Annotated in this window: 20 protein-coding genes; 17 read left to right on the plus strand and 3 right to left on the minus strand. The window is 36.1% G+C overall.

The features are described 5' to 3' along the window. Positions 1 to 20 precede the first annotated feature (20 nt). Both NIZ91_09440 and NIZ91_09445 read left to right on the plus strand, forming a co-directional pair. Positions 21 to 683: a cobalamin B12-binding domain-containing protein gene (locus tag NIZ91_09440; GenBank protein ID USY56850.1), complete on the plus strand. Its 663-nt coding sequence runs from the start codon at positions 21 to 23 to the stop codon at positions 681 to 683. Further along, on the plus strand, positions 680 to 1,303 hold the full coding sequence (locus NIZ91_09445) for a PAS domain-containing protein (protein ID USY56851.1): 624 nt from the start codon (positions 680 to 682) through the stop codon (positions 1,301 to 1,303). Before NIZ91_09440 ends, NIZ91_09445 begins: the two co-directional genes overlap by 4 nt. On the opposite strand, the gene NIZ91_09450 is transcribed toward NIZ91_09445, so the two are convergent. Further along, on the minus strand, positions 1,300 to 4,857 hold the full coding sequence (locus NIZ91_09450) for a PAS domain-containing protein (protein ID USY56852.1): 3,558 nt from the start codon (positions 4,855 to 4,857) through the stop codon (positions 1,300 to 1,302). The two genes, NIZ91_09445 and NIZ91_09450, sit on opposite strands and share 4 nt — an antisense overlap. 530 nt (positions 4,858 to 5,387) lie before the next feature. On the opposite strand from NIZ91_09450, the gene proC reads away from it, so the two are divergent. The 7 genes from proC to NIZ91_09485 all read left to right on the plus strand — a co-directional run bounded on the left by proC (position 5,388) and on the right by NIZ91_09485 (position 10,541). After that, positions 5,388 to 6,230, plus strand: a complete 843-nt coding sequence (proC, locus tag NIZ91_09455) for a pyrroline-5-carboxylate reductase (GenBank protein USY56853.1) — start codon at positions 5,388 to 5,390, stop codon at positions 6,228 to 6,230. Positions 6,231 to 6,317: 87 nt separating this feature from the next. After that, entirely contained in the window at positions 6,318 to 7,424 is a 1,107-nt protein-coding gene (proB, locus tag NIZ91_09460; GenBank protein USY56854.1) for a glutamate 5-kinase, read from the plus strand. 98 nt (positions 7,425 to 7,522) lie between these two features. Then, positions 7,523 to 8,785, plus strand: coding sequence for a glutamate-5-semialdehyde dehydrogenase (locus NIZ91_09465; GenBank protein USY56855.1), 1,263 nt, complete (start codon positions 7,523 to 7,525; stop codon positions 8,783 to 8,785). A gap of 357 nt (positions 8,786 to 9,142) precedes the next feature. Continuing rightward, entirely contained in the window at positions 9,143 to 9,340 is a 198-nt protein-coding gene (locus tag NIZ91_09470; GenBank protein USY56856.1) for a cold-shock protein, read from the plus strand. 216 nt (positions 9,341 to 9,556) lie between these two features. Continuing rightward, the gene (locus tag NIZ91_09475; protein ID USY56857.1) at positions 9,557 to 10,027 is read left to right on the plus strand and encodes a hypothetical protein; all 471 of its coding nucleotides are present in this window, start codon (positions 9,557 to 9,559) and stop codon (positions 10,025 to 10,027) included. Further along, positions 10,015 to 10,317, plus strand: coding sequence for a YxcD family protein (locus NIZ91_09480; protein USY56858.1), 303 nt, complete (start codon positions 10,015 to 10,017; stop codon positions 10,315 to 10,317). Before NIZ91_09475 ends, NIZ91_09480 begins: the two co-directional genes overlap by 13 nt. Further along, positions 10,314 to 10,541 (plus strand): DUF2164 domain-containing protein, encoded by a 228-nt coding sequence (locus NIZ91_09485; protein USY56859.1) that lies wholly within the window; start codon positions 10,314 to 10,316, stop codon positions 10,539 to 10,541. Before NIZ91_09480 ends, NIZ91_09485 begins: the two co-directional genes overlap by 4 nt. A 24-nt stretch (positions 10,542 to 10,565) precedes the next feature. Here the strand turns inward: NIZ91_09485 and NIZ91_09490 are convergent, their stop codons facing one another. Further along, positions 10,566 to 12,734 carry an MMPL family transporter gene (locus NIZ91_09490; protein USY56860.1) on the minus strand — a complete coding sequence of 723 codons (2,169 nt, stop codon included), beginning with the start codon at positions 12,732 to 12,734 and terminating at the stop codon, positions 10,566 to 10,568. A gap of 177 nt (positions 12,735 to 12,911) precedes the next feature. Here NIZ91_09490 and NIZ91_09495 point away from each other — a divergent pair, with 177 nt between their 5' ends. Further along, a complete protein-coding gene (locus NIZ91_09495; GenBank protein ID USY56861.1) occupies positions 12,912 to 13,763 on the plus strand; it encodes a dimethylarginine dimethylaminohydrolase family protein in 852 nt (283 codons plus the stop codon). Positions 13,764 to 13,823: 60 nt separating this feature from the next. Further along, complete coding sequence (locus tag NIZ91_09500; protein USY57135.1) at positions 13,824 to 14,675, plus strand: YihY/virulence factor BrkB family protein; 852 nt, start codon at positions 13,824 to 13,826, stop codon at positions 14,673 to 14,675. A 14-nt stretch (positions 14,676 to 14,689) separates the two neighbouring features. Here the strand turns inward: NIZ91_09500 and NIZ91_09505 are convergent, their stop codons facing one another. After that, complete coding sequence (locus tag NIZ91_09505; GenBank protein ID USY56862.1) at positions 14,690 to 14,872, minus strand: hypothetical protein; 183 nt, start codon at positions 14,870 to 14,872, stop codon at positions 14,690 to 14,692. Positions 14,873 to 15,207: 335 nt separating this feature from the next. Between NIZ91_09505 and NIZ91_09510 the strand changes: the two genes are divergently transcribed. The 6 genes from NIZ91_09510 to NIZ91_09535 all read left to right on the plus strand — a co-directional run bounded on the left by NIZ91_09510 (position 15,208) and on the right by NIZ91_09535 (position 23,833). Continuing rightward, complete coding sequence (locus NIZ91_09510; GenBank protein ID USY56863.1) at positions 15,208 to 16,101, plus strand: helix-turn-helix transcriptional regulator; 894 nt, start codon at positions 15,208 to 15,210, stop codon at positions 16,099 to 16,101. A gap of 469 nt (positions 16,102 to 16,570) precedes the next feature. Beyond that, positions 16,571 to 20,215, plus strand: coding sequence for a bifunctional 2',3'-cyclic-nucleotide 2'-phosphodiesterase/3'-nucleotidase (locus NIZ91_09515; protein USY56864.1), 3,645 nt, complete (start codon positions 16,571 to 16,573; stop codon positions 20,213 to 20,215). Positions 20,216 to 20,498: 283 nt separating this feature from the next. Next, on the plus strand, positions 20,499 to 21,269 hold the full coding sequence (locus NIZ91_09520; GenBank protein ID USY56865.1) for a DeoR/GlpR family DNA-binding transcription regulator: 771 nt from the start codon (positions 20,499 to 20,501) through the stop codon (positions 21,267 to 21,269). Further along, a complete protein-coding gene (locus NIZ91_09525; protein USY56866.1) occupies positions 21,266 to 22,318 on the plus strand; it encodes an oxidoreductase in 1,053 nt (350 codons plus the stop codon). Before NIZ91_09520 ends, NIZ91_09525 begins: the two co-directional genes overlap by 4 nt. Beyond that, positions 22,315 to 22,785, plus strand: a complete 471-nt coding sequence (locus tag NIZ91_09530; GenBank protein ID USY56867.1) for a heme-degrading domain-containing protein — start codon at positions 22,315 to 22,317, stop codon at positions 22,783 to 22,785. Before NIZ91_09525 ends, NIZ91_09530 begins: the two co-directional genes overlap by 4 nt. 298 nt (positions 22,786 to 23,083) lie before the next feature. Beyond that, positions 23,084 to 23,833 carry an exodeoxyribonuclease III gene (locus NIZ91_09535; protein USY56868.1) on the plus strand — a complete coding sequence of 250 codons (750 nt, stop codon included), beginning with the start codon at positions 23,084 to 23,086 and terminating at the stop codon, positions 23,831 to 23,833. The last annotated feature ends 10 nt before the right edge of the window (positions 23,834 to 23,843 follow it).

Here is a 23,843-nt window from a genome sequence, read left to right on the forward strand (position 1 = left end):
AGAGAAAGGGTGTGTTCACTTTGGACAACCAAGCCCCCTTAGTATTAGCAAAATCACTTGTAGAAGGGAAGATACAAAAAAGTTGGTTGATCGTGGGTTCATATCTAGAAAATGGTTCGTCCTTATTGGATACGTATCTTTTAATAACCAATGCTATGTATCAGATTGGACAATGGTGGCAAGAGAATAAAATTTCAGTTGCTGATGAACATTTGGCTACCGCGACATGTGATTATGTACTTGCTCGACTACAGTTTACGTTGAACAAAGATAAGCTTCCAAGCAAGCGTGCTTTGCTTTTTTGTGTCGAAGGAGAAGAGCACTATATCGGTTTGAAGATGTTGGCGTCTTTGCTTGAAGAATATAGGTGGGAAGTGAAAAATTTAGGAGCTAATCTTCCTTTACCATACGCTATTAACAGCATTGAAAAGTGGAAGCCAGAAGTTGTTGGAATATCTATTTCACAGGTACATTTGTTGCCAAGCTTAAAGCAATACATTAACGAAATAGAAAGTTTAGCTTATCCACCGACTGTTTTAGTAGGTGGTAGGTTACTTCAACATTATGATCTAACTGGATATGGTTCAACACAAACCGTATTTATTAATAAGGTTGAACAATTTGAGCAGTGGCTGCTTGAAAACGCACTGAAGCAGTCTCTTGTATCGGGGGAAAAAATATGACGTCATTATCGCTTGAAGCTATTCCCGTTCCGTTATTTATTGTGGATAAAAATGGACGAATCATTGATTTTACACCGAGCGTTACTAAAACATTTTTACCAGCTCATGAAATAGCCGACATAATTGATAAAGATAGTCATCAAAAGCTAAAAACTCTCGTTCGAGAACGAGAAGAAAAGCGTGTGGAACTTAATATGGTTACGTTTGATAATCCGGTTGCTTTATTTGATGTTTACTATAAACCAGCAGCGTATAATAACCAGGATGTATTTATTTGTTATCCTGTTCATGAATATATGACAAATATTCAGTCAACGCTAAACCAATTTAGAAGTATGATTATTCAAGAGCCAGAACATGCAAAGCAAACATTGACTGTTATTGAAGAAGATCAAGACACCATTACCCAGCTTCATTCACTCTCATCTAAGCGTCAGCTACGGGAAATGAAAAGAAATGTAAAGACGGTATTAGATTTATTGACGATTATTCATCCGGATGTAATTGAAGCTGAAAAAGCTGAGTACTTCGATTTAATCGTTACTCAGCTTTCACATACACATGAAATTATAGACGAGCTTTTATGTCAATTAAATGAAAAGAATGCCGCCGTTAATTAAGAGAGGGGTAAGCGTATCTCAACGGTAGTACCTTTGTTTTCTTCACTATCATAGAAAATGGTTCCTTTGTGATTGCTAATGATTTTATGACTCACCATTAGTCCAAGCCCTGTTCCTTTTTCTTTGGTAGTAAAGAATGGTTCGCTAATTCTTTTTAAACGTTCTTTTGGCATTCCTTTACCTTCATCAATAACATGTACAACAATTCGTTGATCCGTAAGGTCATAGTTTGCATTAACGTAAATTGAACCTGGATTGTCCATTGCCTCAATTGCATTCTTCACCATATTAATAAATACTTGCTTCATATCTTTTTCAATACAATACATTGTAGGAAGGTCATCAGCAATATTACTAGTAATTGTAATGTTTTTCATAATGGCTTGTGTATGAAGAAGGGTACAGACATCCATTAAGATTGTGCTAATGTTTTTGTGCTCATACTTTACCACTTCAGGCTTCGCTAAAATCAATAGCTCGCTGATAATGAGTTCCAAACGGTTAAACTCTGACATCATTACGTCAATATATTCTTTTTTGTACTTTTCTTCTTGAAGCATCAACTGCAAAAAGCCTTTTAATGACGTTAAGGGATTGCGGATTTCATGCGCAATTCCAGCTGCTAGCTGTCCTAAAGCAGATAGCATTTCAGAATTTTTCAGCATGATTTCAGATTGTTTGTGCTGAGAGATATCCTCGCTTAATCCAATGTAATGAAGCACTTCATTTGCTTCATTTTTAATCGGCATTAATAATAAACGCTGCCAAACGGCTTCACTGTCATCGTTTGTATAAGAAATCTCACCATTCCATTTCTTTCCACGATATACTTCATTCCAGATAGAAGGGAAGTTTTTAACTCCTAGCTGCTTTGTATAAAAGTCGTATACGTGCATGCCAAACATTTCTTTAAAATCAACTTTGTATTCTGTGAACTTTTGATTCATATATTTAATTTGACCTTGATGATCCGTAATAAAGATACTTGTTGGGCTATGGGCAACAGCAAACGAAGTAATTGCTAGCTCTTCATTTGAACGCTTAATTTCCGTAATATCAATGAATGTAATAACCACGCCGTTAATTAAGTTTTCTGTTGTGCGATAAGGCATCATTTTCATACTGTACCACTGTCCGTTATCACTTTGAATTTCTTTGTGAATGGTTTCGTTTGACTGCAGTACATAGCGAGCATCATCAACTAAGTTGTTATAACGCAGGTTATGGGAAATATGAAAGAAAGGCCTTCCAACATCCTGATGTAGCACGTTAATAACCTTTTTCGTTTCCGGTGTAAACAGTTTGATATGAAGCTGATCATCTAAAAAGATTGTAGCAATAGTTGTACTAATTAATAGATTGTCAATATCATTATTCAAATCTGTTAATTCGTCAATTTTGCGTTCATATTGATTATTAACGCTAATCAGTTCTTCGTTGACAGATTGAAGTTCTTCGTTTGTAGACTGAAGTTCTTCGTTAGAAGCAATTAGCTCCTCATTTGTTGATTTTAATTCTTCATTTGTTGTTTCTAATTCTTCAATCGTTGTTTGTAAATGCTGTTGCGTATAGTGTAGCTCTTGCTCTAAATCAATTAATAATTCATTAATAGTACTTGTTTGATTTAAGTACAAAGTCTCTTCTATAGCAGAAGTACCAATTACTTCTTGCTCGTCAAATACGAGCAGGTGGAGTGAATCATTTGTTGGAAACGAAGAGACGGTCAAATTAAACCGTCTTGTAGATCCATCAATAATAAAGTCAATATCTTGACAACAAACGCTAATTCCTTGCTCTTTGACACGTTTTATAGCAGCTCCAATCGCTAATGAAACGTGTACGGGAACCATTTTAAAGATTGTGTAATGAATTTTTCCAGCTGGGACATTAATTAGCTTTGTAGCGTCTTTAGAGCAGAAAATTACTTCATTATATTCATTTAAAACAAGACAAGGACTCATAAAGTTATTGATTAATGCTTGATACATGCTATCCAACTGCAAAGAAGGAAGTGGTTTATAAAGCTGGTTAGGTATTGGCGCATGTGTCATTGTTGAGTCGTTAGAAATTGACTTTGATAATTTAAATGAGCTAGCTAGCTGTCTGTTCGGTTGACCTGTGCTTTTGAATACTTTCCACTTGTTACTGATAGGTTGAAATAAGTTAGATAGCTTTCCTGTTGTTTCGCTAGGTCCTAAGAATAAAGTCCCTTCATCTGTCAATGAAAAGTGGAAGAGCGATAAAATTCGCTGCTGTAACTCAGCTTGAAAGTAAATCAACATATTCCGACAGCTAATTAAGTCAACGTTAACAAACGGTGAATCCTTTGCAATATTATGTGGAGCAAATACAATCATTTTGCGAATGCTTTTTTTTACTTGATAAGAATTATGCTTTGTTGGTTCAAAGTACTGACTGATTTGTTCTTCTGAAAACACGCTTAAGTTATCTTCTGTATAAATTCCTTGACTCGCAACTTTAATTGCTTGCTTGTCAATATCTGTTGCAAAGATTCGAACATCGAAATAATGGTTAACAGTTGATAAATATTTATGAAATAGAATAGCTAGTGAGTAAGCCTCTTGGCCAGTGGAACAGCCTGCAACCCAAATGCGAATTTCATCTTCTTTACGCTCAATTTTTCGATTTACAATCTTGGGGATTACCTGTTCTTCAATTAATGAAAAAGCTTCTTTATCCCTCAAAAATTGCGTTACGCCAATTAATAAATCACGCTGAAGATCAACAATTTCAACAGGATGAGCATTTAAATAATCTCGATAAACTTCCAGCGTCTCACATGGAGTATCTAATAAAGACATTCGCTTTTCAATGCGCCTAAGCACGCTATTTTTTTTGTAAAGAGAAAAATCAATTCCAGTTTTCTTTTTTATTAATGTGAAAATATATTGAAGAGTTTCTTCGTTGTATTGAAAGTCATAGTTTAGTAGATTGTTTTGAATTAGTTCAGGCATAGCTGAGGGTGAAAGAATATAATCAGCTAAGTGAGCTTGGACTGCGCTATGAGGCATATCTGGGTATTTTGCAGTTGTTTCATCCTGAACTAAAACGGTTCCGCCTTCTGCGCGAATCAGCTTAGCGCCTTCTGTCCCATCGTTTCCTTTTCCAGATAGAATAACGGCCGTGCAGTTTGTTTTATGACTCAAAGCTAAAGATGAAAAGAGTTTATCAATTGGAAATTTCACTTGTTCATTTTGATCGTAAGGTGTTAGCTCTAATACAGAGCCTTTTAAAGTAACAAAATAGTGAGGTGCAGCTAGGTAAACAGTATTTTCTTGTAACGTCATACCGTCTTCAATTTGAACAATATCCATATTGGTTTTTTTGGCTAAAAGCTCGGGCATAAAACTTTTATATTTTGATGATAAATGCTGAATAACAATAAAAGCCATGCCGTTTGAAGAAGGCATATTTGCAAAAAATTGCTCAATTGCATCTAGACCACCAGCCGAAGCCCCAATTCCTACGACATGGATGGCTTTTTGGTTATGTACTTCAGGTGATAAGATGGTAGAAAACGTTTTGTTTTTCATATTGTGACCTCCAAGTTCCGGTGAAATTCTGTTTTCTATATGTTAGGAGTGAATTTTACCGATAATAGTATAAATGTATTAATGGTCAGCGAAAGTTTTCTTCATCTGTCACTGAGTAGAAAGCTAATCATTATCTACAGACTGAAATCTCATTAGAAATTCTTAAATGAGGTAAATAAAGAAAAAAATTCTAAAATATCCATATATGTATTTTAGCAAATCTTAAGGTCTGTTCAAATCCTGTTTTGTAAATTTCTTTATAATTATTGAAAAACATCCAAAATAAATAATTTACCCTCAATTATCAAGCATAAACATAAAAGTAGCAAAAAAAGTCGATTTCTGGAGGATTTTCTAATAGAGAAATTTGTTGAAAAATAATTTTGAATTCGTTTTCATCTCTTTTGTACTATGTGCTGATAGCATTATTTCTACCTTGTCGACAGGTTGACAGTCATTTTGAGCGTGTTACGATAGTTACCGTTGAAAGAACACGAACAAAAATACGAACATTTGACAGGGGAGATTTGATGATCAAAACAAAAAAGATTGCTTTTCTAGGTGCCGGGTCAATGGCAGAAGCAATGATTTCTGGTATGATTGATTCTAACATTGTTCCAGCAAAAAATATTGTGGTAACAAACCGCAGCAATGAAGAACGCCTCTTAGAATTGGAAAATAAATACGGTATTCAAACAAGAAAAAGAGCTAATTTAGACATGACGGATATTGATGTGTTCATTTTAGCAATGAAACCAAAAGATGCTGAGCAAGCATTATCCTCTTTAAAACCCAATATCACAAAAGATCAAGTTGTTTTATCAGTGCTAGCTGGTATTTCAACAGCCTTTATGGAAGATCTATTGCATGAAGAACAACAAGTTGTTCGAGTGATGCCAAATACCTCAAGTATGATTCAACAATCTGCTACAGCAATATCTCCAGGACAATATACAGCAATGGATTCAGTCATTTTAACAAAAGAGCTACTATCGTCAATTGGTCAAGTTTACGTTATTGATGAGAAACAAATGGACATTTTCACAGGCATTGCCGGTAGTGGACCAGCGTACTTTTATTTCTTAATGGAGCATATTGAAAAAGTAGCCAAAGAAGAGGGGTTAGATCCAGAAGTAGCCAGAGCAATCGGAGCACAAACCATATATGGTGCGGCAAGAATGATGATGGAGCGCGACGAAACGCCAACAGAGCTTCGGGAAAACGTAACGTCTCCAAACGGCACAACAGCAGCAGGCTTGAAAGCACTTGAAGAACATGGTGGCGGCACGGCAATTATGCGCGCGGTAAAAGGAGCATCAAACCGTTCAAAAGAAATGAGTGAACAGCTTGAAAAGGTATCCAGCAAAGCATAAACCATAACTTCATATTCTTCGTTATTACCCTCATATTTATAAATCAATAAAATAAACAAACGAAATGAATTAACTAGGAGTGATTTGATGAGTCCCGATGGTAAGAAGCGGGTTGTAATTAAGATTGGAAGCAGTTCTTTAACAAGTTCACACGGTGAGATTAGTCGAAAGAAATTGGAGCGCCTTGTTGACCAAGTAGTTGAATTGAAAGATCAAGGTCATGAGGTGCTGCTTGTTTCATCGGGTGCGGTAGCGGCAGGATACAGAAAGCTTGGTTGTTTAGAAAGACCTAGCTCATTACCTGAAAAACAAGCGGCTGCATCCATTGGCCAAGGACTTTTAATGGAAGCATATTCTGAGCTGTTCTTATCTCATGGCTACGTGGCGTCACAAATCTTAATTACAAGGGATGACTTTTCTGACGAAAGCAGATATAACAATGCACGTAATACCATTAACGTCTTGTTAGAGCGAGGAATTGTCCCAATTGTTAATGAGAACGATACGGTAACTATTAACCGTCTGAAGTTCGGGGATAATGATACGTTATCTGCTAAAGTTGCAGGATTAGTTGATTCGGATCTACTTATTATCCTATCTGATATTGACGGACTATACAGCGCAGATCCTCGTGAAAATCCAGATGCAGAGTTATTATCACATGTATCTGAAATTACGCCAGAAATTGAAGAAGGCGCGGGAGACTCTGGAAGTTCAGTTGGTACAGGTGGTATGCGATCAAAAATCGATGCATTTAAAATTTCAATGGCTTCTGGAATTCCGTCATTCCTTGGAAAAGCAGGAGTTCCAAATATTTTAACAGAAGCCGTGTTAGGTGAAGCAGTTGGAACGTATTTTGAAGCCGGAGAAGATGCTGTTAACTTAAGTCAAAAAGAACAGTGGATTGCGTTTAACTCAGGACCTGAAGGGGAAATAGTTATTAAAGACGAAGCAAGAACGGTTATTGTAGAGGAAAAGAAGCCGCTCCTACGAGAGCATATTAAGTTTATAAAAGGTCATTTTGAAGAAGACTCAGTTGTTAGAATCTTAGATGTTGATGAGCAAGAGCTTGCATTAGGTGTTTCGAACTATTCTTCCGAAGAATTGGCTCAAAACCAAGAAATCAATGAACCTGTGGTTGACAGTGAAGGATTGGTTTGTCACGTCGAAATTCCGATTCCTGTGGGTCTTTAATTAATCAATCGAAGAGCAACAAATCTATGGTATAATGATGTAAAAAAAATAATCATAATATTAAAAAAATATTGTAAATCTTATCCAGGAGTGATTTTGTGGTACAGGTAAAGGCAGATATTTCGGTTAAGCAACAAGCGGTGTTAGCTAAAAAAGGTGCAAAACAGCTTAGTCTATTAACAACAGAGCAAAAAAACAAAGCGCTTTTAACAATTGCAGATGTACTTGAAGAGCACACGGATGACATTTTAAAAGCCAATGAAAAAGATTTAGAAAATGGAAAAGAAAAAGGTTTTGATGATGCATTAATGGATCGTTTAGCATTATCTGTTGAACGTGTAAAAGACTTTGCAGATGGATTAAGGCAGGTATCAAAGCTTGATGACCCAACTGGAGATATCTTAACTGAATGGACGCTCGAAAATGGTCTAAATGTTAAACAAGTTCGCGTTCCGCTTGGAGTAATTGGAATGATTTATGAAGCGAGACCGAACGTAACGGTGGATGCTACAGGTCTGGCGTTAAAATCAGGTAATGCAATTTTATTAAAAGGTGGCTCGTCTGCCATCCATTCCAACAAAGCCATTGTCGAAGTCATGCATAAAGCATTAGATAAAACAGAAATTCCTAAAGAAGCTGTCCAGTTTATTGCAAGCACAAATCGTGAAGCAACGCAGCAGCTCTTTACGATGAAAGAGCATATTGACGTATTAATTCCACGTGGCGGTGCATCATTAATCCAGGCTGTTGTAAACAATGCCACTGTTCCTGTATTAGAAACAGGAGTAGGGAACTGTCACCTTTACATCGATGAACATGCAGACGTTGAAAAAGCTATTTCAATTCTAATCAATGCTAAAACAGATCGCCCAGCGGTATGTAACGCAGCTGAGACGGTATTAGTTCATGAAAAGTGGCTTGAGCAAAACAGCAGCCGTTTAATTCAAGCGTTTAAAGACTTTAATATTGAAGTATTTGGTGATGAGCTAACAGTTTCTACAATTCCTGGTGCTAAAGAAGCAAAAGAAACGGATTGGGCAGAGGAGTATTTACGCCTTGCAATTGCTATGAAGGTTGTTTCAAACGTAGATGAAGCAATTGAACACATTGAAGTATATGGGACGAAGCATTCAGAAGCTGTAATTACAGAAGATGAAAGTGTTGTGAAGAAGTTTATGGCGTTAGTAGATGCAGCAGCTCTTTACCATAATGCTTCAACTCGCTTTACAGACGGTGGTGCGCTTGGTTTTGGAGCAGAAATCGGAATTTCAACTCAAAAACTTCACGCAAGAGGACCAATGGGCTTACCGGCGCTAACAACGATTAAGTATGTAATGAGCGGAAATGGTCAAGTACGCTAATTTCATAAAAGTAATTATGTAAAAGAAACTCAGCAGAGATGCTGAGTTTCTTTTATGTAGTTTATAAAATATAGTTGTCAATTCCCTGAAAATATAGTATTATTGAATTTTTTTCTAAACTCTGCTATAATAAAAATACGTAATTTTTTTACTATTGTATCCTCATATAAGCGTAGATGCTTTATGACAAACATGCGCTTATAATCTTATAATAATACTCCATCTTTGATTCGTTTCTCTCATGATAATATTAAATCTTCACGATAGGTCATTTACCGATATGCTCCATTTTAATAAACTCATGATGATACCCATATGAAGACGGATAGTAGATTACTTTAAAAGGAGATTATGTCTATGTATAACCGAAAAAATGTTGAACCAGCTGTAATTGAAGAAACAAAAGTATGGGAATGTACGTCAGATAGCTGTAATTGTTGGGTTCGTGACAACTTTAAGAGCGGTGATCAACCAACTTGTCCGCTTTGTAAAAGTGAAATGCAACAAGCAACGAAAGAGTTACAAGTGATTCACAATCCAAAAGTAATTGATTAATAAAATACGAGGTTTATAGAAACTGCTCATATCCTTTGTAACATGGATTTGAGCAGTTTTTTTGGTATGCGGGCAACAAATGATAAGATTGTGAACGTTTTTGGGCAATTGTTTCATTTTTATATAAAAAAATGAAACCTTTTGATACGATGAAACGTAGTACAAGTTACGTAGAAAATTTTGCGTATGTAACTATATAGTAGGGGGAAAAAATCTATGTTGAAAAAAGTACTAGCAGCTTGTGTAACGCTTACGATTATGTTTTCACCAGTAGGTGGGGCATTGGTTCAGGATAGCTCAACCATTGTAAGCGCAAAAGGTTATAAATCAGGAAAGCGTTCTTTTGATAGCGGAAACAGCAATCAACCAAGTATGTTTAAGAACAACAATAATAATACAAACAGTAACTCTTCTGTAAATCAAAAGAACAACACAACAAATAACTCAAAATCAACGAACACAGCAAGTTCTAATCGCGGTGGTTTAATGAAAGGATTACTATTCGGTGGGCTTGCAGGATTACTGTTTGGTAGTATGTTAGGAAATCTAGGTGCATTAGGTCCAGTAATTGGCTTCTTAATTAATGCATTAGCAATTGTAGCACTTATTTTAATCGTCATTCGACTGTTTCAAAGCATTAAACGTAACAAGCGTAAAGAACAGGAAGTGAACTCTTGGAGAAACTAAAAATTTCAGAACAAGACATTATCAATGCAATGTGTCTTTATATTGCTGATAAAAAGCAAGTGCAACCTCACGAAGTTGAGATTGAATTGATGTATGATGATGACTATGGCTTTTCAGCCGAGTCATACGTAAATGACCGAAAACAGGTTCATATTACGTTAAATATCATTGAGGCACTGCGTTTATGGTTAGATACACAGATGAACATTGATCCATTTTCAACAGGCTTGGAATTAGAGTTAGATGACGAGGAAGGCATTATTGCTTACGCAACGGTAAGACAAGGATGAGTCAGGCCTTAACAATATCAAAAGAAAAAAAGAAAGCATTGATTGAAGAAATTCAAACATATTTTTTAAACGAACGTGATGAAGAAATTGGAGAGTTAGCAGCGAGTTTACTGCTTGATTTCTTTGTTGATAAAATTGCTATTGAGTTCTATAACTTAGGCGTTGAAGATTCATATCGTTATATGAGTGATCGTTTAGAAGATTTGTTTGCTATCCAAAAATAACCCTGCAAATTGCAGGGTTATTTTTTATTTACTTAGCTGTGTGTTTGCTTTCGTAGTTTTTTTTCCAAAAAACCACCAGTTTGCATTGCCTAATAGTTTCATAAGAGAAGGGACAAGCAGCATTCGAACAACCGTAGCATCAATAAAGATAGCAAGGGCAATACCAACGCCCATTTGTTTGACAGGTGTAATACCAGTAAAGGCAAATGCACCTGTAATTACAATCATAATAAGGGCGGCGCTTGTAATAATTTTACTTGTTGAAGCTAATCCTTCAACAGTTGCTAGGTTATTATCTCCTGTTTGTTCATACACTTCATGAATGCGTGAGATTAAGAATACTTCATAGTCCATACTTAATCCAAATACTAGTCCGAACACAAATACCGGAAGGACTAAAGCAATATTAGACTCTGTTAAACCGAGATGTCCTCCTTGGAACAGCCAAACAAGCAAACCAAAAGTAGCTGTTAAGCTTAAAATGTTCATAATGATTGCTTTCAATGGAATTAAAACGGAACGAAAGGCAATCATAAGGATTAAATAAGTAGATGCTAGGACCAGCAATAAGCCGTAAGGAGCTTTTTCGTATATTTCATCAAAAATTTCTTGTTCAAACTTTGGATATCCGCCTACATACAGTTCCAGATCACCCGGAGTTTTAGAGGCCCACGTCTTTACAAAATCCTTTGCTTCCTTTGAGCTTTGTTTCGTGTCTAACGTTGCTTTGATAAGCATATAATCATTGTTTACAAATGTATCAACTGCGGGCTTGGTTTGAGCCTTTAGCTGTTGGTTGTTCAATAGCTGGCTAAGTTCTTCCCCGGAATCTACTTTTAATGCAGTAGGTAAAGAGTCAACTTTTGCGACTAAATCATCTTTTTCTATTTGATGAATAAACGATACAACATCATTTAGGGAATCTTCTGCTAACATATCTTCATTGCTTTTTAATACAAAGAAGACGTCTGTAGTGGCTTCATCTGTAAAGCGCTCATTGTAAATTTCTAAAGCCTTCTTGGAATCATAGTTATCTGGTAGAGCTTCAGAAGATGGAATTTCCAGCTGCATATCCTTAATAGGAAGAAGAGCTGTTAATAAAATAACAAGGGACATAAGTGTCATAATAACTGGTCGTTTCATTACAAAATGAGCAAAAGAACGCCATTTTGATTGACCTGATTGATCATTTGTGCGTAGGATACGCAATCGATTTACCTTTTCACCAAGCATTGCTAGAATAGCTGGCAGTAATGTAATGGCTGATAAGACAGCTACAAATACAACAGCCATGCCTCCTAACGCTACGTTTTGAAAAATGTCTACTTGTATGAATAACATTCCAGCAAGCCCAATGAATACGCATAGTCCAGAGAAAATGACAGAGCGTCCAGCTGTTTGAACGGTCTTTTTCACAGCATTTTCTACGCTATTATGTGCGAGCTCTTCTTTAAAACGATTAATAAATAGAAGGGCAAAATCAATACTTAAAGCTAATCCAATCATTGGTACAACGTTTAAAATAAAGATGGACAATGGTGTTACATGATGAAAGAAATAGACGATTCCCATTGTCGTAATAACCGTCACGATGCCGATGATTAAAGGAATACCAGCTGCAACCACGCCACCAAAAGCAAGTAATAAAACAATGAGTGCTACAGGGATTCCAATTGCTTCAGCCTTTGCTAAATCCTTTTGGCTAGCTGTATTCATATCTTGAACAATAACAGGTTCACCCGTTAGTTTAACGCTAATTTTATCGTTTTCAATTGGAATATCTCGAAGCTCATTCATTTCATTGTCTAAATCAACCGCTGCTTTGTTGAAATGAATAATGCCATACGCAAAGTTACCATCAACGGTATCACTATCTAGAGAAGGAGCATCAACTTTTAATACATAGTCCTTTTTATTAATGTTCTCTAAGTAATTGCTTGCGCTCTTAATCAGTTCTTCGTTTGAGACGTTACCGTTTGTTTCAAATAAAACAATCGCTTGAGATTCGCTGACGTCAAATTCATCAACAAGAAGCTGTTGTGTTTGCTTAAATTCACCGTCCATCTCAAAGCCATTACCTCCAAGGACAGATGGGAGCTTGAGGGCGAAGTAACCAAATGTAACAATCAAAACAATCCATATAGCTAAAAAAAGTTTACGATATCGATATAAAACTGTAGATAGCTTTTTCATAATAACCTCCATTTCTATATAACTACTAGCCTATTTTATAACAACCACTCATACAAATAGAAGTTATTTGGCACATTTAGTAGCAAATTAATTGTCAGTTGTAACAAAGAAAAACTTGTTTATTTTCTTCATAAAAAAGGAACACTACACTATACAATCATTTGGGTAGGTGTTTTAATGAATCTAGAAAAAAAATTCGTTTGTCAAACGGAATATGACGTTTTAAAAGAAGTAATTGTTTGTCCTCCTACATATATGGAAATTAAAGAAGTCATTAATGAAACACAAAAGCACTATGCTGGAGAAAATATTGATGAAAACAAAGCTAGTAAGCAGCATAAAACATTTGTACAGTATCTTCGTACACAAGGTATTAACGTTATTGAGCTAAAAGCAGACAAAAGGTTTCCAGAACAAGTGTTTACACGAGATATTGGATATGTTCTTGGCGACGTAATTCTTGTTTCTAAAATGGGTAGCGATATTCGTGAAGGTGAAGAAGCCTATTTGACAGAATGGTTAAACAATCATCACTTGCCTTATTATCAAGTAAGGGATGACTCAATTGAAGGCGGCGATGTAATTATTAACGGAGAGGATATTTATATTGGCGTAAGTAGTAGAACGACTATTGAGGCTACCAAGCAGGTTCAGGCAAAGCTTCCTCACATGAACGTTATACCAGTTCCTATTAAAGAGGGATATTTACACTTAGACTGTGTTTTTAATATTATTTCTAAAACAGAAGCGTTAATTTATCCCGATGCTCTTGATAAAAAGGAAATCGCTTTATTAAATGAACGATTTGATTTAATTGAAGTAACGGAAGAAGAGCAGTTTACATTGGGGACGAACGTATTTTCAATTGGAAATAAAACGGTCATTAGTTTACCTGTAAATAATCAAGTGAATGAAACGCTTCGCAAAAGAGGGTTTGAAGTGGTTGAAATTGATATTTCGGAGATTATTAAATCAGGAGGATCGTTTCGATGCTGTACGTTACCTCTTCAAAGAGAAGCAAAGAAATAGGATTACAGAGAAGAGAAACCGGGAAAAAATAAGTTGAAAAGTTATGAAATGGGGGATTCAATGCAAGGCATCATTGGTTTTGTAAAAAAACTAATAACTGAGATTAAAAAGGATAATGCTACGGGACTTGCAGCAGAGCAAGCATATTACTACATGCTTTCGCTGTTTCCGATGCTCATTTTGCTTTTGTCAATAATACCATATTTATCTATTGATACAAACGATGCGATAAGCGTATTAGAAAGCGTTATGCCAGGTGAAACAGCAGATATATTTAAAGAAAATGTCGTTCAGTTTATCAATAACCCAAACGGTGGCTTGTTGACAATTGGTATTTTAGGGACAATTTGGTCAGCATCAAATGGAATGAACGCATTTATGCGAGCGATGAATGAAGCGTATAATGTAAAAGAAACTCGTTCATTTATAAAAGTGCGTGGTTTATCAATACTCCTAACAATTGGATTAATTGTAACACTTGTAATGGCACTTATTTTACCTGTTTTTGGGGGTGTTATTTTAAAAGGATTAGTAAGCTGGGGGTTGCCAGCTAGCTTTGGGGCGTTTTTAAGCGTTTTAAGGTGGATTATAGGTATAACAATTACGATTGCTGTATTATCTATGTTATACCGGCTAGCACCTAATAAGAAGTTTCCTCTTGCACATGTATGGCCTGGTGCTGTGGCAGCAACGCTTCTGTGGCAGCTTACGTCTCTTGGTTTTTCATTTTATGTAAGTAATTTCGGTAACTACTCAGCTACTTATGGAAGTTTAGGAGGCGTAATCGTGTTAATGCTATGGTTATTCTTAACCGGTTTAATCCTAGTTGTTGGCGGTGAAATTAACGCGATATATCATCGAGATCGAACAATACCTCCTGTTACAAAAAATGACCAAATAGCGGTGGATTAGGAAAAGACGGCTTCTTATTGGAAGCCGTCTTTTTTTACTACTCTTTTACATGTATCAACTGTATATAAAAATGCTGCTTGTTTATAAGCAATATCATTTTTAATAGCAGCCTGGGTTTCCGATAACTGATTCGATTGGTATTGGATAGAAGAAATACCATGTTGAATAGTCTCGTTTGCTATTGTAATTTGGTCCATAGTTGGCGTTATCTCCTTTTTAAAAGTGATAATGCGATAAATGAAAAAACAAGTAGACACAATTATAAGTGCAAGGCTTAAGTAGATAATAACCAAATTCTTCAACTCCTTAAGTAAAAGTGATCTTATGAATAAATTACCCTCATCTCCTGTTTTTAAACGAGGAGTAGGTATGGAGCTTAATCTCAATACGCAAATATTACTTCCTCTTTATGTTTGGAATTATTTTCTTGTTTTTGTTGATTCAAAAAAGACTAAAATGGTACAATAGACTTATAAAATATGATAGAACGTTGTTTTAACAGGTTTTATTGAGAACAAATAAGGTGATTTTTTTGAACGACAGAAAGCATGTAGGAAAACTTATTCAAAATTTAAGAAATATAGCCAATTTATCTCAAGAAGAGCTTTCGAGCGGAATATGTTCTAAAGAAGAACTTGATTTGTATGAAGCAGGAGCAGAAGCAATTCCAGGTGACATTTTGTATAAAATATCAAAGCGGCTAGGCGTAACCATGAATTATTTTTTTGAAGTAGGAGAGCTAACTCCTAACGATTATTCTAAAGAAATTAAAGAGACCATTCGCTATTATATTCGTAAAAGAAATTATGAAATGGTGTTGCATGTAGTAAACAAGGAAAAGGAAAACCCAATGTTTCAAGATCCGTTTCATGCTCAGTTTTTTTTATGGCATGAAGCGATTTGTGACTATTATATTCATCATTCTTTTCCAACAGCTCTAGAAAAATTAGAGCGAGCTATTTCGTTTACTCGAACTAGTGAGCATTTTTATTCTGAAAAAGAAATAGCAATTTTAAATAGTATTGCTATTATTTACGAGGAAGAAGGACATTTAAAAAAAGCATTTAGTACGTATATGGAAGCTCTTCAACATATTACGCTTCTTCCAAAGTTAAAAGATCCGCTTGTAAAAATTCGCATTCTCTATGGGCTTTCAAAAGCGCTGTGTGAAATGAAACGTTATGAAAAATCAATTAAGTATGGGAAGCTTGGTTTAGAACTTTGTGTAAAGCATGAAACTCTATATTTATTAGGTGAGCTACATTACCAAGTAGGTGAGTCCTTATATAAAATTGGCAAAGATGAAGAAGGGTTATCCTATCTCCAAAAATCGATACACGTATTTGAAATTGAAGAAAACGAACGATTTGTTTCGTTAGTTGAGAAAGAGATACAGATATTACAAAACGAAATACAACAATTGTAGGAAACGAAAAGAATCTAAAGGCGCTTTAGGTTCTTTTTTTTGATTAAAAATGAAAAATAAGTAAAAATAACTAGGTCGTGGAAAGATGTTTTATTAACCTGCTATCATAATGATATTTTGTTAAGATAATAATTTATCTTCTTGTTGATGATGGAAATCTTGATTGGTTGTTCATCTAATAAATATGTCGAATAAGCTAATATTTTCGTAGAATTTTAGATTTTTTTATAGTTTGTCAGAGAATATGACAGAGATAAGGGTACAAGGACAGTTTTTTTTGCATAAGATCCAAAAAATAAAATGATACAATAGACCTTTTTATTTACCTTTCATTTCCAAAATATAGGTATATTAATGATGTGCAAAGGAATGTTTACAAATAAATCGAAAAATTTACAACTTATTTAAAATCTTTTCTGCTATACTATTTTTGAACAGTCAACTAATCTACTTGAAAGGTGAATGATACATGAAAAAGGCTAAACACAACAAAGCGAAGAAAATATTATCAACCTCTCTGGCGTTATCGTTATTATCAATGCCTATTGTAACAACTACTGTATCTGCTTCTAATAATCATGAGAACCACCAGAATTCATCCGAAAAAAAAGAGAAGCATTCGGGGAAGAAAGATTCAATCGTCAAAATGCGCTTAATGGAAACAACTGATATTCATACGAATCTATTAAACTATGATTATTACAAAGATGCTCCTTATGAAAAAGTAGGATTAGTGAAGACGGCTTCGCTTGTTAAGCAGGCGCGCAGCGAAGTGAAAAACAGTTTATTAGTTGATAATGGTGACTTAATTCAAGGGACACCGTTAGGTACATATAAAGCAACGGTAAAACCGCTTAAAAAGGGTGAAGTTCATCCCGTCTTTAAAGCAATGAACGAAATGGACTACGATGTTGCAACTCTAGGAAATCATGAATTTAACTACGGTTTAGATTATTTGGAAGAAGCTTACAATGATGCTGAATTCCCTTACATCAATGCCAATGTATATATTGATGATCATGATAACAACCCTGATAATGATAAAAATAAATTTACACCTTATAAGATTGTAAATAAAAAAGTTGTAGATGAAAACGGAAAGAATCATGTTATTAAAGTAGGCTTTATTGGTTTTGTTCCTCCTCAAATTAACGAGTGGGATAAAGCAAAGTTAGACGGTAAGGTAATTACGAAAGACATTGTAGAAACAGCGAATAAGTTTGTACCAGAAATGAAGAAAAAAGGAGCAGATGTTGTCATTGCTCTAGCTCATTCTGGATTTAGCAGCAATAAAAATAACTCTGAAGATACAATTTATGCGCTAAGTGAAGTACAAGGTATCGATGCCATTACGTTCTCTCATACGCACAAAGTATTTCCAGCAAAAACAGAAGCAGCGCTTGATGGCTTATTCTTAGATGCCAATAAAAAACCGCTTCCAGGCGTAGATAATGCAAAAGGAACAATCAACGGTGTGCCAGCGGTGCAAGCTGGTTATGGTGGAGGTTCTCTAGGATTAATTGACCTGTCTTTAGAAAAGAAAAAGGGCAAGTGGTCCGTTATAAACTCACAGTCTTCAACAAGAGAGATCTATAAAGATGTAAAAGATCCACAAACAGGAAAAACAGTAACACAAAGTACGGTAGAATCCGACAAAAAGATTTTAAAAGCAATTCAAAAAGATCATATGGATACAGTAAATTATGTAAATACGCCGATTGGTAAAACAACGGATGATATTCACAGCTACTTTGCGCTTGTTCAAGACGACCCGTCTATTCAAGTTGTCACCAACGCTCAAAAATGGTACGCAGAAAAATATATTGCTGATAACAAGCCTGAATATAAAGACCTTCCAATTCTATCAGTGGGTGCACCGTTTAAAGCTGGTCGAAACGGAGTAGATGAATTTACAGAGATCAAAAAAGGCGACTTAACTATTCGCAGCGCAGGCGATTTATATTTGTATGATAATACGTTAAAAGCAGTTAAAGTAAAAGGTTCAGTTGTAAAAGAATGGATTGAAATGTCAGCTGGAAAATTTAATCAAATTACGCCTGGCAAATCAGAAGAGCAGCAGCTTTTAAACCCGTCATTCCCTGTATACAACTTCGACGTAATTGATGGTGTTCAGTATCAAATTGATGTAACGAAGCCAGCTAAATACGATGGAAATGGTAACGTAATTAATGCGAACTCAAGTCGTGTTACGAACTTAACGTATGACGGTAAGCCAATTGATTTAAACCAAGAGTTTATCGTTGTAACAAATAACTATCGTGCAAGTGGAGGCGGAAACTTCCCAGGTCTTAAAGGCAGTGAGCTAGTTGTAGATTCGGCAGATGAAAATCGCCAAATCTTAATGGATTATATTACAGAACAAAAAGAAATTACGCCAACTGCTGACAACAACTGGTCTATTGCGCCGATTAAAGGAGAAGCGAATGTTACCTTTACATCGTCTCCAAAAGGAGAAAGCTATGTAAAAGAAGGTAGCAACATTTCTTATACAAATAAAACAAATGACCAAGGATTTGGAATCTTCAAACTGAACCTAAGCGGTGGAACTTCAACAGATCCGGTTAAGGTTCAACTATTAGGGATGAACGACCTTCACGGTCAGCTAGATACGGATACAAAATTAACCCTAAACGGACAAAGTGTTCTTGCCGGTAGCATGGAGTACACAGCAGCAGCAATCAAACAGCGTGAAAAAGAAAATGAAAACACGCTTTTAGTTCATTCAGGGGATATGATTGGTGGAAGTCCACTTATTTCAGCTTTGTTCCAAGATGAGCCAACGGTTGAAGTAATGGAGGCAATGGGCTTTGATGTAGGTACGCTTGGAAACCACGAATTTGATGAGGGAATTGCTGAGTTACACCGCATGATAAAAGGTGGCGATCATCCCAAAGGCAATCCAGGATACGATGGCATGAACTTCCCAGTTGTAGCAGCAAACGCGTATGATACCTCAACAAATAAGCTAATTACCGAGCCTTACGCAGTTAAAGAAGTAGGGGGCCAAAAGATTGGTTTCATTGGAGTTGTAACGCAAGAAACTCCTTCCATGATTGTTCAAAAAGGAAATGAAACGTTAAAAATCACTGATGAAGCAACAGCAATTAACAAGTATACAAAAGAGTTAAAAGACCAAGGTGTAAAGGCAATTGTTGTACTAGCTCATAACCCATCTGTGCAAAACGGACGAGCAGATGCGTTTGATGCTGCCGATATTGCAGAAAAAGTCGATGATGAAGTAGATGTGATTTTTGCTGCTCATAACCATGCAAAAGTTAATCAAGTTGTTGATAATAAATTAATTGTTCAAGCGTATTCATACGGTTCTGCGTTTTCTGATGTAGATGTTGAAATAGACCCTACTACAGGAGATATTAGTAAAAAACAAGCAGAAATTGTGACTGTATATCAAAAGGATTATACGCCAGACCCTGCAGTTTCAAGTATTTTAAAGAAGTATGAAGAAAAAACAGCACCAATCAAAGCAGAAGTTGTTGGTGAATCATTAACAACATTACCCAAAGGATACCCGACAAACGGTGAAGTGGGAGACGTTGCGTTAGGCAATTTACTAGCTGATGGAATGAAGTACGCAATGGATTCTGATTTCGCTTTAATGAATGGTGGCGGTGTGCGTGCTCAGCTTGATGCCGGTGAAGTAACGTTTGGTGACTTGTTCTCTATTCAACCGTTTGGAAATGTCTTAAACAAAGTGACCCTTTCAGGCGCTGATCTTGAAAAGGTATTAAATAATCAAATTGCAGCTTCTGGACTCGATTTTCATGTTGCGGGCTTCCATTACACGTGGGATCCAGCTACGCTAAAAGTAGTTGATTTAACTTTACCTGATGGAACGCCACTGAATCCAACAAAAGAGTATACAGTTGTTGTAAATAACTATATGTACGGAAATGCAAAGTACGGAATTGGCGAGCTGTCTAAGAATATGGAAGTTGGCCCGGAAGATTTAGAAGCTACGATCGCTTATGTAAAGACGCTTCAACAACCGTTTGATTACAAAGTAGAAGGTCGCATTAAACAAGCAGTTGTAGGTGTTAACGGTCAGCAAGCAGAGTTAAAGAAAGCTCAATAATAAGGTGTTTTATGTAAAAGGAACGTTCAATTGTGAACGTTCCTTTTATTATATAAGCAACCCTATTTCGCTACGTTCAATGAATATTCCATAACGATAGGTGCTGATGCACAAGTAAGCAGAAGAATAACCCCTAATAGGGACGAGTGTAAAAAATACGAACAAAGATTTATTAATTAAGTTAAAAACTTAAAAAAATTAATTAAGTTAAGTTTTTTTTCTGGTTTTCCTTATTTTTTTTCGCTATAATTAGCTCATATAAAAGTAAAAGGAGGGTATTTCGGTGTATCAAGAGCAACGCATGAGTGCGATTGTTGAATATCTTCATAAACACCGTACCATTACGTTAGAAGAAATTTGCGATATGTTCACCGTTTCAAAAGATACGGCGAGACGTGATTTAGTGAAGCTTGAAGAAAACGGTAAGGTTATGAGGGTAAAAGGTGGGGCGACGCTGTCGTCAAGTCATATTATAAATTATAGTGAACGAACACCTACAAAAGCGAAAGAACAAATTGCTAAAGAAGCAGCTTCATTTATTTCTGAGGGGTATGACGTGCTCTTAGATACATCTTCGACCATTGCATTGATGGCAAAATACATGGATGTAAAGCACGTTACTGTTATTACAAATTCAATTGATAATATTCATTTTTTGGATCAGTATACGGCGTGTGACACGTTTTTACTGCCTGGAAAATTCAATGGTAAAAGTCGTAACGTTACGGGGCCAAGAACCATTTCTACTTTACAAGAATACAAAGTAGATCAGCTGTTTTTAGGTACCTGCGGTGTCGGGGCAGATGGTATTACATCTCCAAGTGAAGAAGAATCTTTTTTAAAGAGACAGATGATTCAAAGTGCAAGACAAGTAATTATGCTTGCGGAACATAAGAAATTTGAACGTGAATTTTTACACCGAGTATGTGATATTAGCGATATTGATGTCTTAATTACGAATAAAGAGCCGGAAGCAGATATAAAAGAAAAAATAGAACAAAATCAGGTGCAGCTTATCGTAACAGATTTTAATAAAGGAGACGAAACAAGATGAAAAAAATAAAAGTAGGACTAGTAGGATACGGATTCTCAGCAACAGTCTTTCATACCCCTCTTTTAAGCGTATTGGAAGAATTTCAGATTTCAAAAGTTATGAGTTCAAATCCTGAAAAAGTAAAAGGTGACTTAGAAGACGTTGAGGTGGTAGGGACTCTATCCGAACTTTTAGAGGATGACAGCATTGATTTAGTTATTATTACAACACCTAGTGGCGTGCATTATAAAATGGTTAAAGACGCACTGCTTGCGGGTAAGCATGTAATTGTTGAAAAGCCGATGGTTATATCGGAAAAAGAAGCAAATGAATTAATTCAATTAGCGAAAGAACAAAATGTTAAATTAAGCGTTTATCATAACCGCAGATGGGATAATGACTATCTAACTGTTAAACAACTGATTGAACAAGGAAAATTAGGCGATGTTAAGATGTATGAGGCTCACTTCGATCGCTATCGTCCGGCTGTTCGAGATCGCTGGAGAGAAAACGAAGGGCCTGGGTCAGGAGCTCTTTATGATTTAGGCTCTCATTTAATTGACCAAGCCTTAGATCTTTTTGGAATGCCTGACTTTGTTCAAGGAGATGTGTTTGGTCAGCGCGACGGCGCACGCACTGATGATTACTTCCATTTAGTGCTTGGATATGGGTCCCGTCGCGTTATTTTGCACTCAAGTGCGATTGTGCCAAGCAACGGTCCGCGCTTTCAAGTTCATGGAACAAAAGCAACCTACATTAAATACGGTATAGATGGCCAAGAAGAGTTGCTAAGGTCTGGTAAGAAGCCTGAGGACGATACGTGGGGAGCAGACAATCCTGAAAACTACGGAAAATTGACAACAGGTGAAGGTGAGGAAAAACAAATTAAAACCCTCCACGGATCTTACCTCACTTATTATAAAAAAATAGCTGACAGTTTACTTCGAGGAAATGATCTTCCCGTTTCAGCAGAGGAAGCACGTGATGTGATTAAAGTGATTGAAGCGGCATTTGAAAGTAGTAAAGAAAAACGAGCTATCTATTTTAACGAAGGGGCGAAAAAACATTGACTGACCATTCGGCAAAGAAACTACTTGAAAAAGTAGTTCAGCAAGAAAAAGAACTAGTTCTTCAGCAATTTACAAACGACCAGGCTTTGCAGATAGGAACTGCAATTATTGATACAGCCAAAAGCAAGGGAAAAGCAGTCACGGTAAACATTAAACGAAATGGTCAAACTTTGTTTCATCACGCAATGGAAGGTGCCATTCCCGATCACGAAGAATGGATTAAGCGAAAGTCAAATGTTGTTCTTCGTCATCATCACAGCTCATATTATATGAAACTATACTGCGAGTTAAAAGACCGTTCCTATGCACAGTTTTATGCAGCTGATCCTCAGGAGTTTGAAGCGGTAGGCGGGTCTTTTCCTATATCGATTAAAAATGTTGGTGTAGTTGGAAGTGTGACAGTATCAGGGATGTCACAAGAAGAAGATCATGCACTCGTAGCGGACACAATTCGAAACTTTCTTTAGTAGTTCGGGAATCGAGATATTGGTGTGTTAAACAGTTACCTATCCGAACGATTGAGAGATACCTCTTAATCGTTCGGATTTTTTGTTGATTTGAAAACTAATAAAAAATAAATGATGATAAATTACGCATTCTATTAACCTCTTTTAACTGACATTTAAACTGCAAAATATAAAATAAGAAAAAATAACAGGAATACTTTGAAAAGAAAAGTATATGCTTTAAATTATTTGAACTCATGCAACAAAATGTCTACACTAAACACTGAGGTAAATTAAGTGAGGAGAACGTGGACAATTTATGAAGTTAATTTCGTGGAACGTAAATGGTATTCGCGCTTGTGTGCGAAAAGGGTTTTTAGATTATTTTCAAGAAGTGAATGCTGATGTATTTTGTATTCAAGAGACGAAGCTGCAGGAAGGACAAATTGATTTGCAGCTAGAAGGTTACTATCAGTATTGGAACTATGCTATAAAAAAAGGGTACTCTGGAACGGCTGTTTTTACTAAGCAAAAGCCTTTATCTGTTTCATACGGTGTTGATCAAGATTCGGAAGAAGAAGGGCGTATCGTCACCCTTGAGTTTGAACACTGCTATGTGGTAAATGTGTACACGCCAAATTCGAAAAGAGATTTAAAGCGACTTAACGAACGGCTTCAATGGGAAGATAATTTACGTGCGTACGTAAAAAGATTAAATGCTCATAAAGCCATCATTCTTTGTGGGGATTTGAACGTAGCGCATGAAGAGATTGATTTACGCAACCCTAAATCGAATCGTGGGAATTCCGGTTTTACAAAAGAAGAACGAGAAAAAATGACGCAATTATTAGCAGAAGGATTTGTTGATTCGTTTCGGTATCTTCATCCAAATAAAGAAGGTATGTATACATGGTGGTCGTATATGAGTACGGTAAGAGAACGAAATATTGGATGGCGCATTGACTATTTTCTAGTTTCAGAGCAGTTGAAAAGTCGATTAAAACGCGCAGATATTCACTCTCATATTTTTGGAAGTGATCATTGCCCTATATTGCTTGAGCTTAATTAAGGAGGAATAT

This window comes from Bacillus sp. 1780r2a1, assembly GCA_024134725.1.
GTDB lineage: Bacteria > Bacillota > Bacilli > Bacillales > Bacillaceae_H > Priestia > Priestia aryabhattai_A.

What these genes read in the sequence shown, in the direction of transcription:
- NIZ91_09525 (USY56866.1), top strand. Translation starts at nt 21,266, where the DNA reads ATGAAAAAAATAAAAGTAGGACTAGTAGGATACGGATTCTCAGCAACA.
- proB (USY56854.1), top strand. Translation starts at nt 6,318, where the DNA reads ATGAGTCCCGATGGTAAGAAGCGGGTTGTAATTAAGATTGGAAGCAGT.
- NIZ91_09450 (USY56852.1), bottom strand. Translation starts at nt 4,857, where the DNA reads ATGAAAAACAAAACGTTTTCTACCATCTTATCACCTGAAGTACATAAC.
- NIZ91_09535 (USY56868.1), top strand. Translation starts at nt 23,084, where the DNA reads ATGAAGTTAATTTCGTGGAACGTAAATGGTATTCGCGCTTGTGTGCGA.
- NIZ91_09515 (USY56864.1), top strand. Translation starts at nt 16,571, where the DNA reads ATGAAAAAGGCTAAACACAACAAAGCGAAGAAAATATTATCAACCTCT.
- NIZ91_09500 (USY57135.1), top strand. Translation starts at nt 13,824, where the DNA reads ATGCAAGGCATCATTGGTTTTGTAAAAAAACTAATAACTGAGATTAAA.
- NIZ91_09495 (USY56861.1), top strand. Translation starts at nt 12,912, where the DNA reads ATGAATCTAGAAAAAAAATTCGTTTGTCAAACGGAATATGACGTTTTA.
- NIZ91_09490 (USY56860.1), bottom strand. Translation starts at nt 12,734, where the DNA reads ATGAAAAAGCTATCTACAGTTTTATATCGATATCGTAAACTTTTTTTA.
- NIZ91_09505 (USY56862.1), bottom strand. Translation starts at nt 14,872, where the DNA reads ATGGACCAAATTACAATAGCAAACGAGACTATTCAACATGGTATTTCT.
- NIZ91_09470 (USY56856.1), top strand. Translation starts at nt 9,143, where the DNA reads ATGTATAACCGAAAAAATGTTGAACCAGCTGTAATTGAAGAAACAAAA.
- NIZ91_09445 (USY56851.1), top strand. Translation starts at nt 680, where the DNA reads ATGACGTCATTATCGCTTGAAGCTATTCCCGTTCCGTTATTTATTGTG.
- NIZ91_09475 (USY56857.1), top strand. Translation starts at nt 9,557, where the DNA reads ATGTTGAAAAAAGTACTAGCAGCTTGTGTAACGCTTACGATTATGTTT.
- proC (USY56853.1), top strand. Translation starts at nt 5,388, where the DNA reads ATGATCAAAACAAAAAAGATTGCTTTTCTAGGTGCCGGGTCAATGGCA.
- NIZ91_09485 (USY56859.1), top strand. Translation starts at nt 10,314, where the DNA reads ATGAGTCAGGCCTTAACAATATCAAAAGAAAAAAAGAAAGCATTGATT.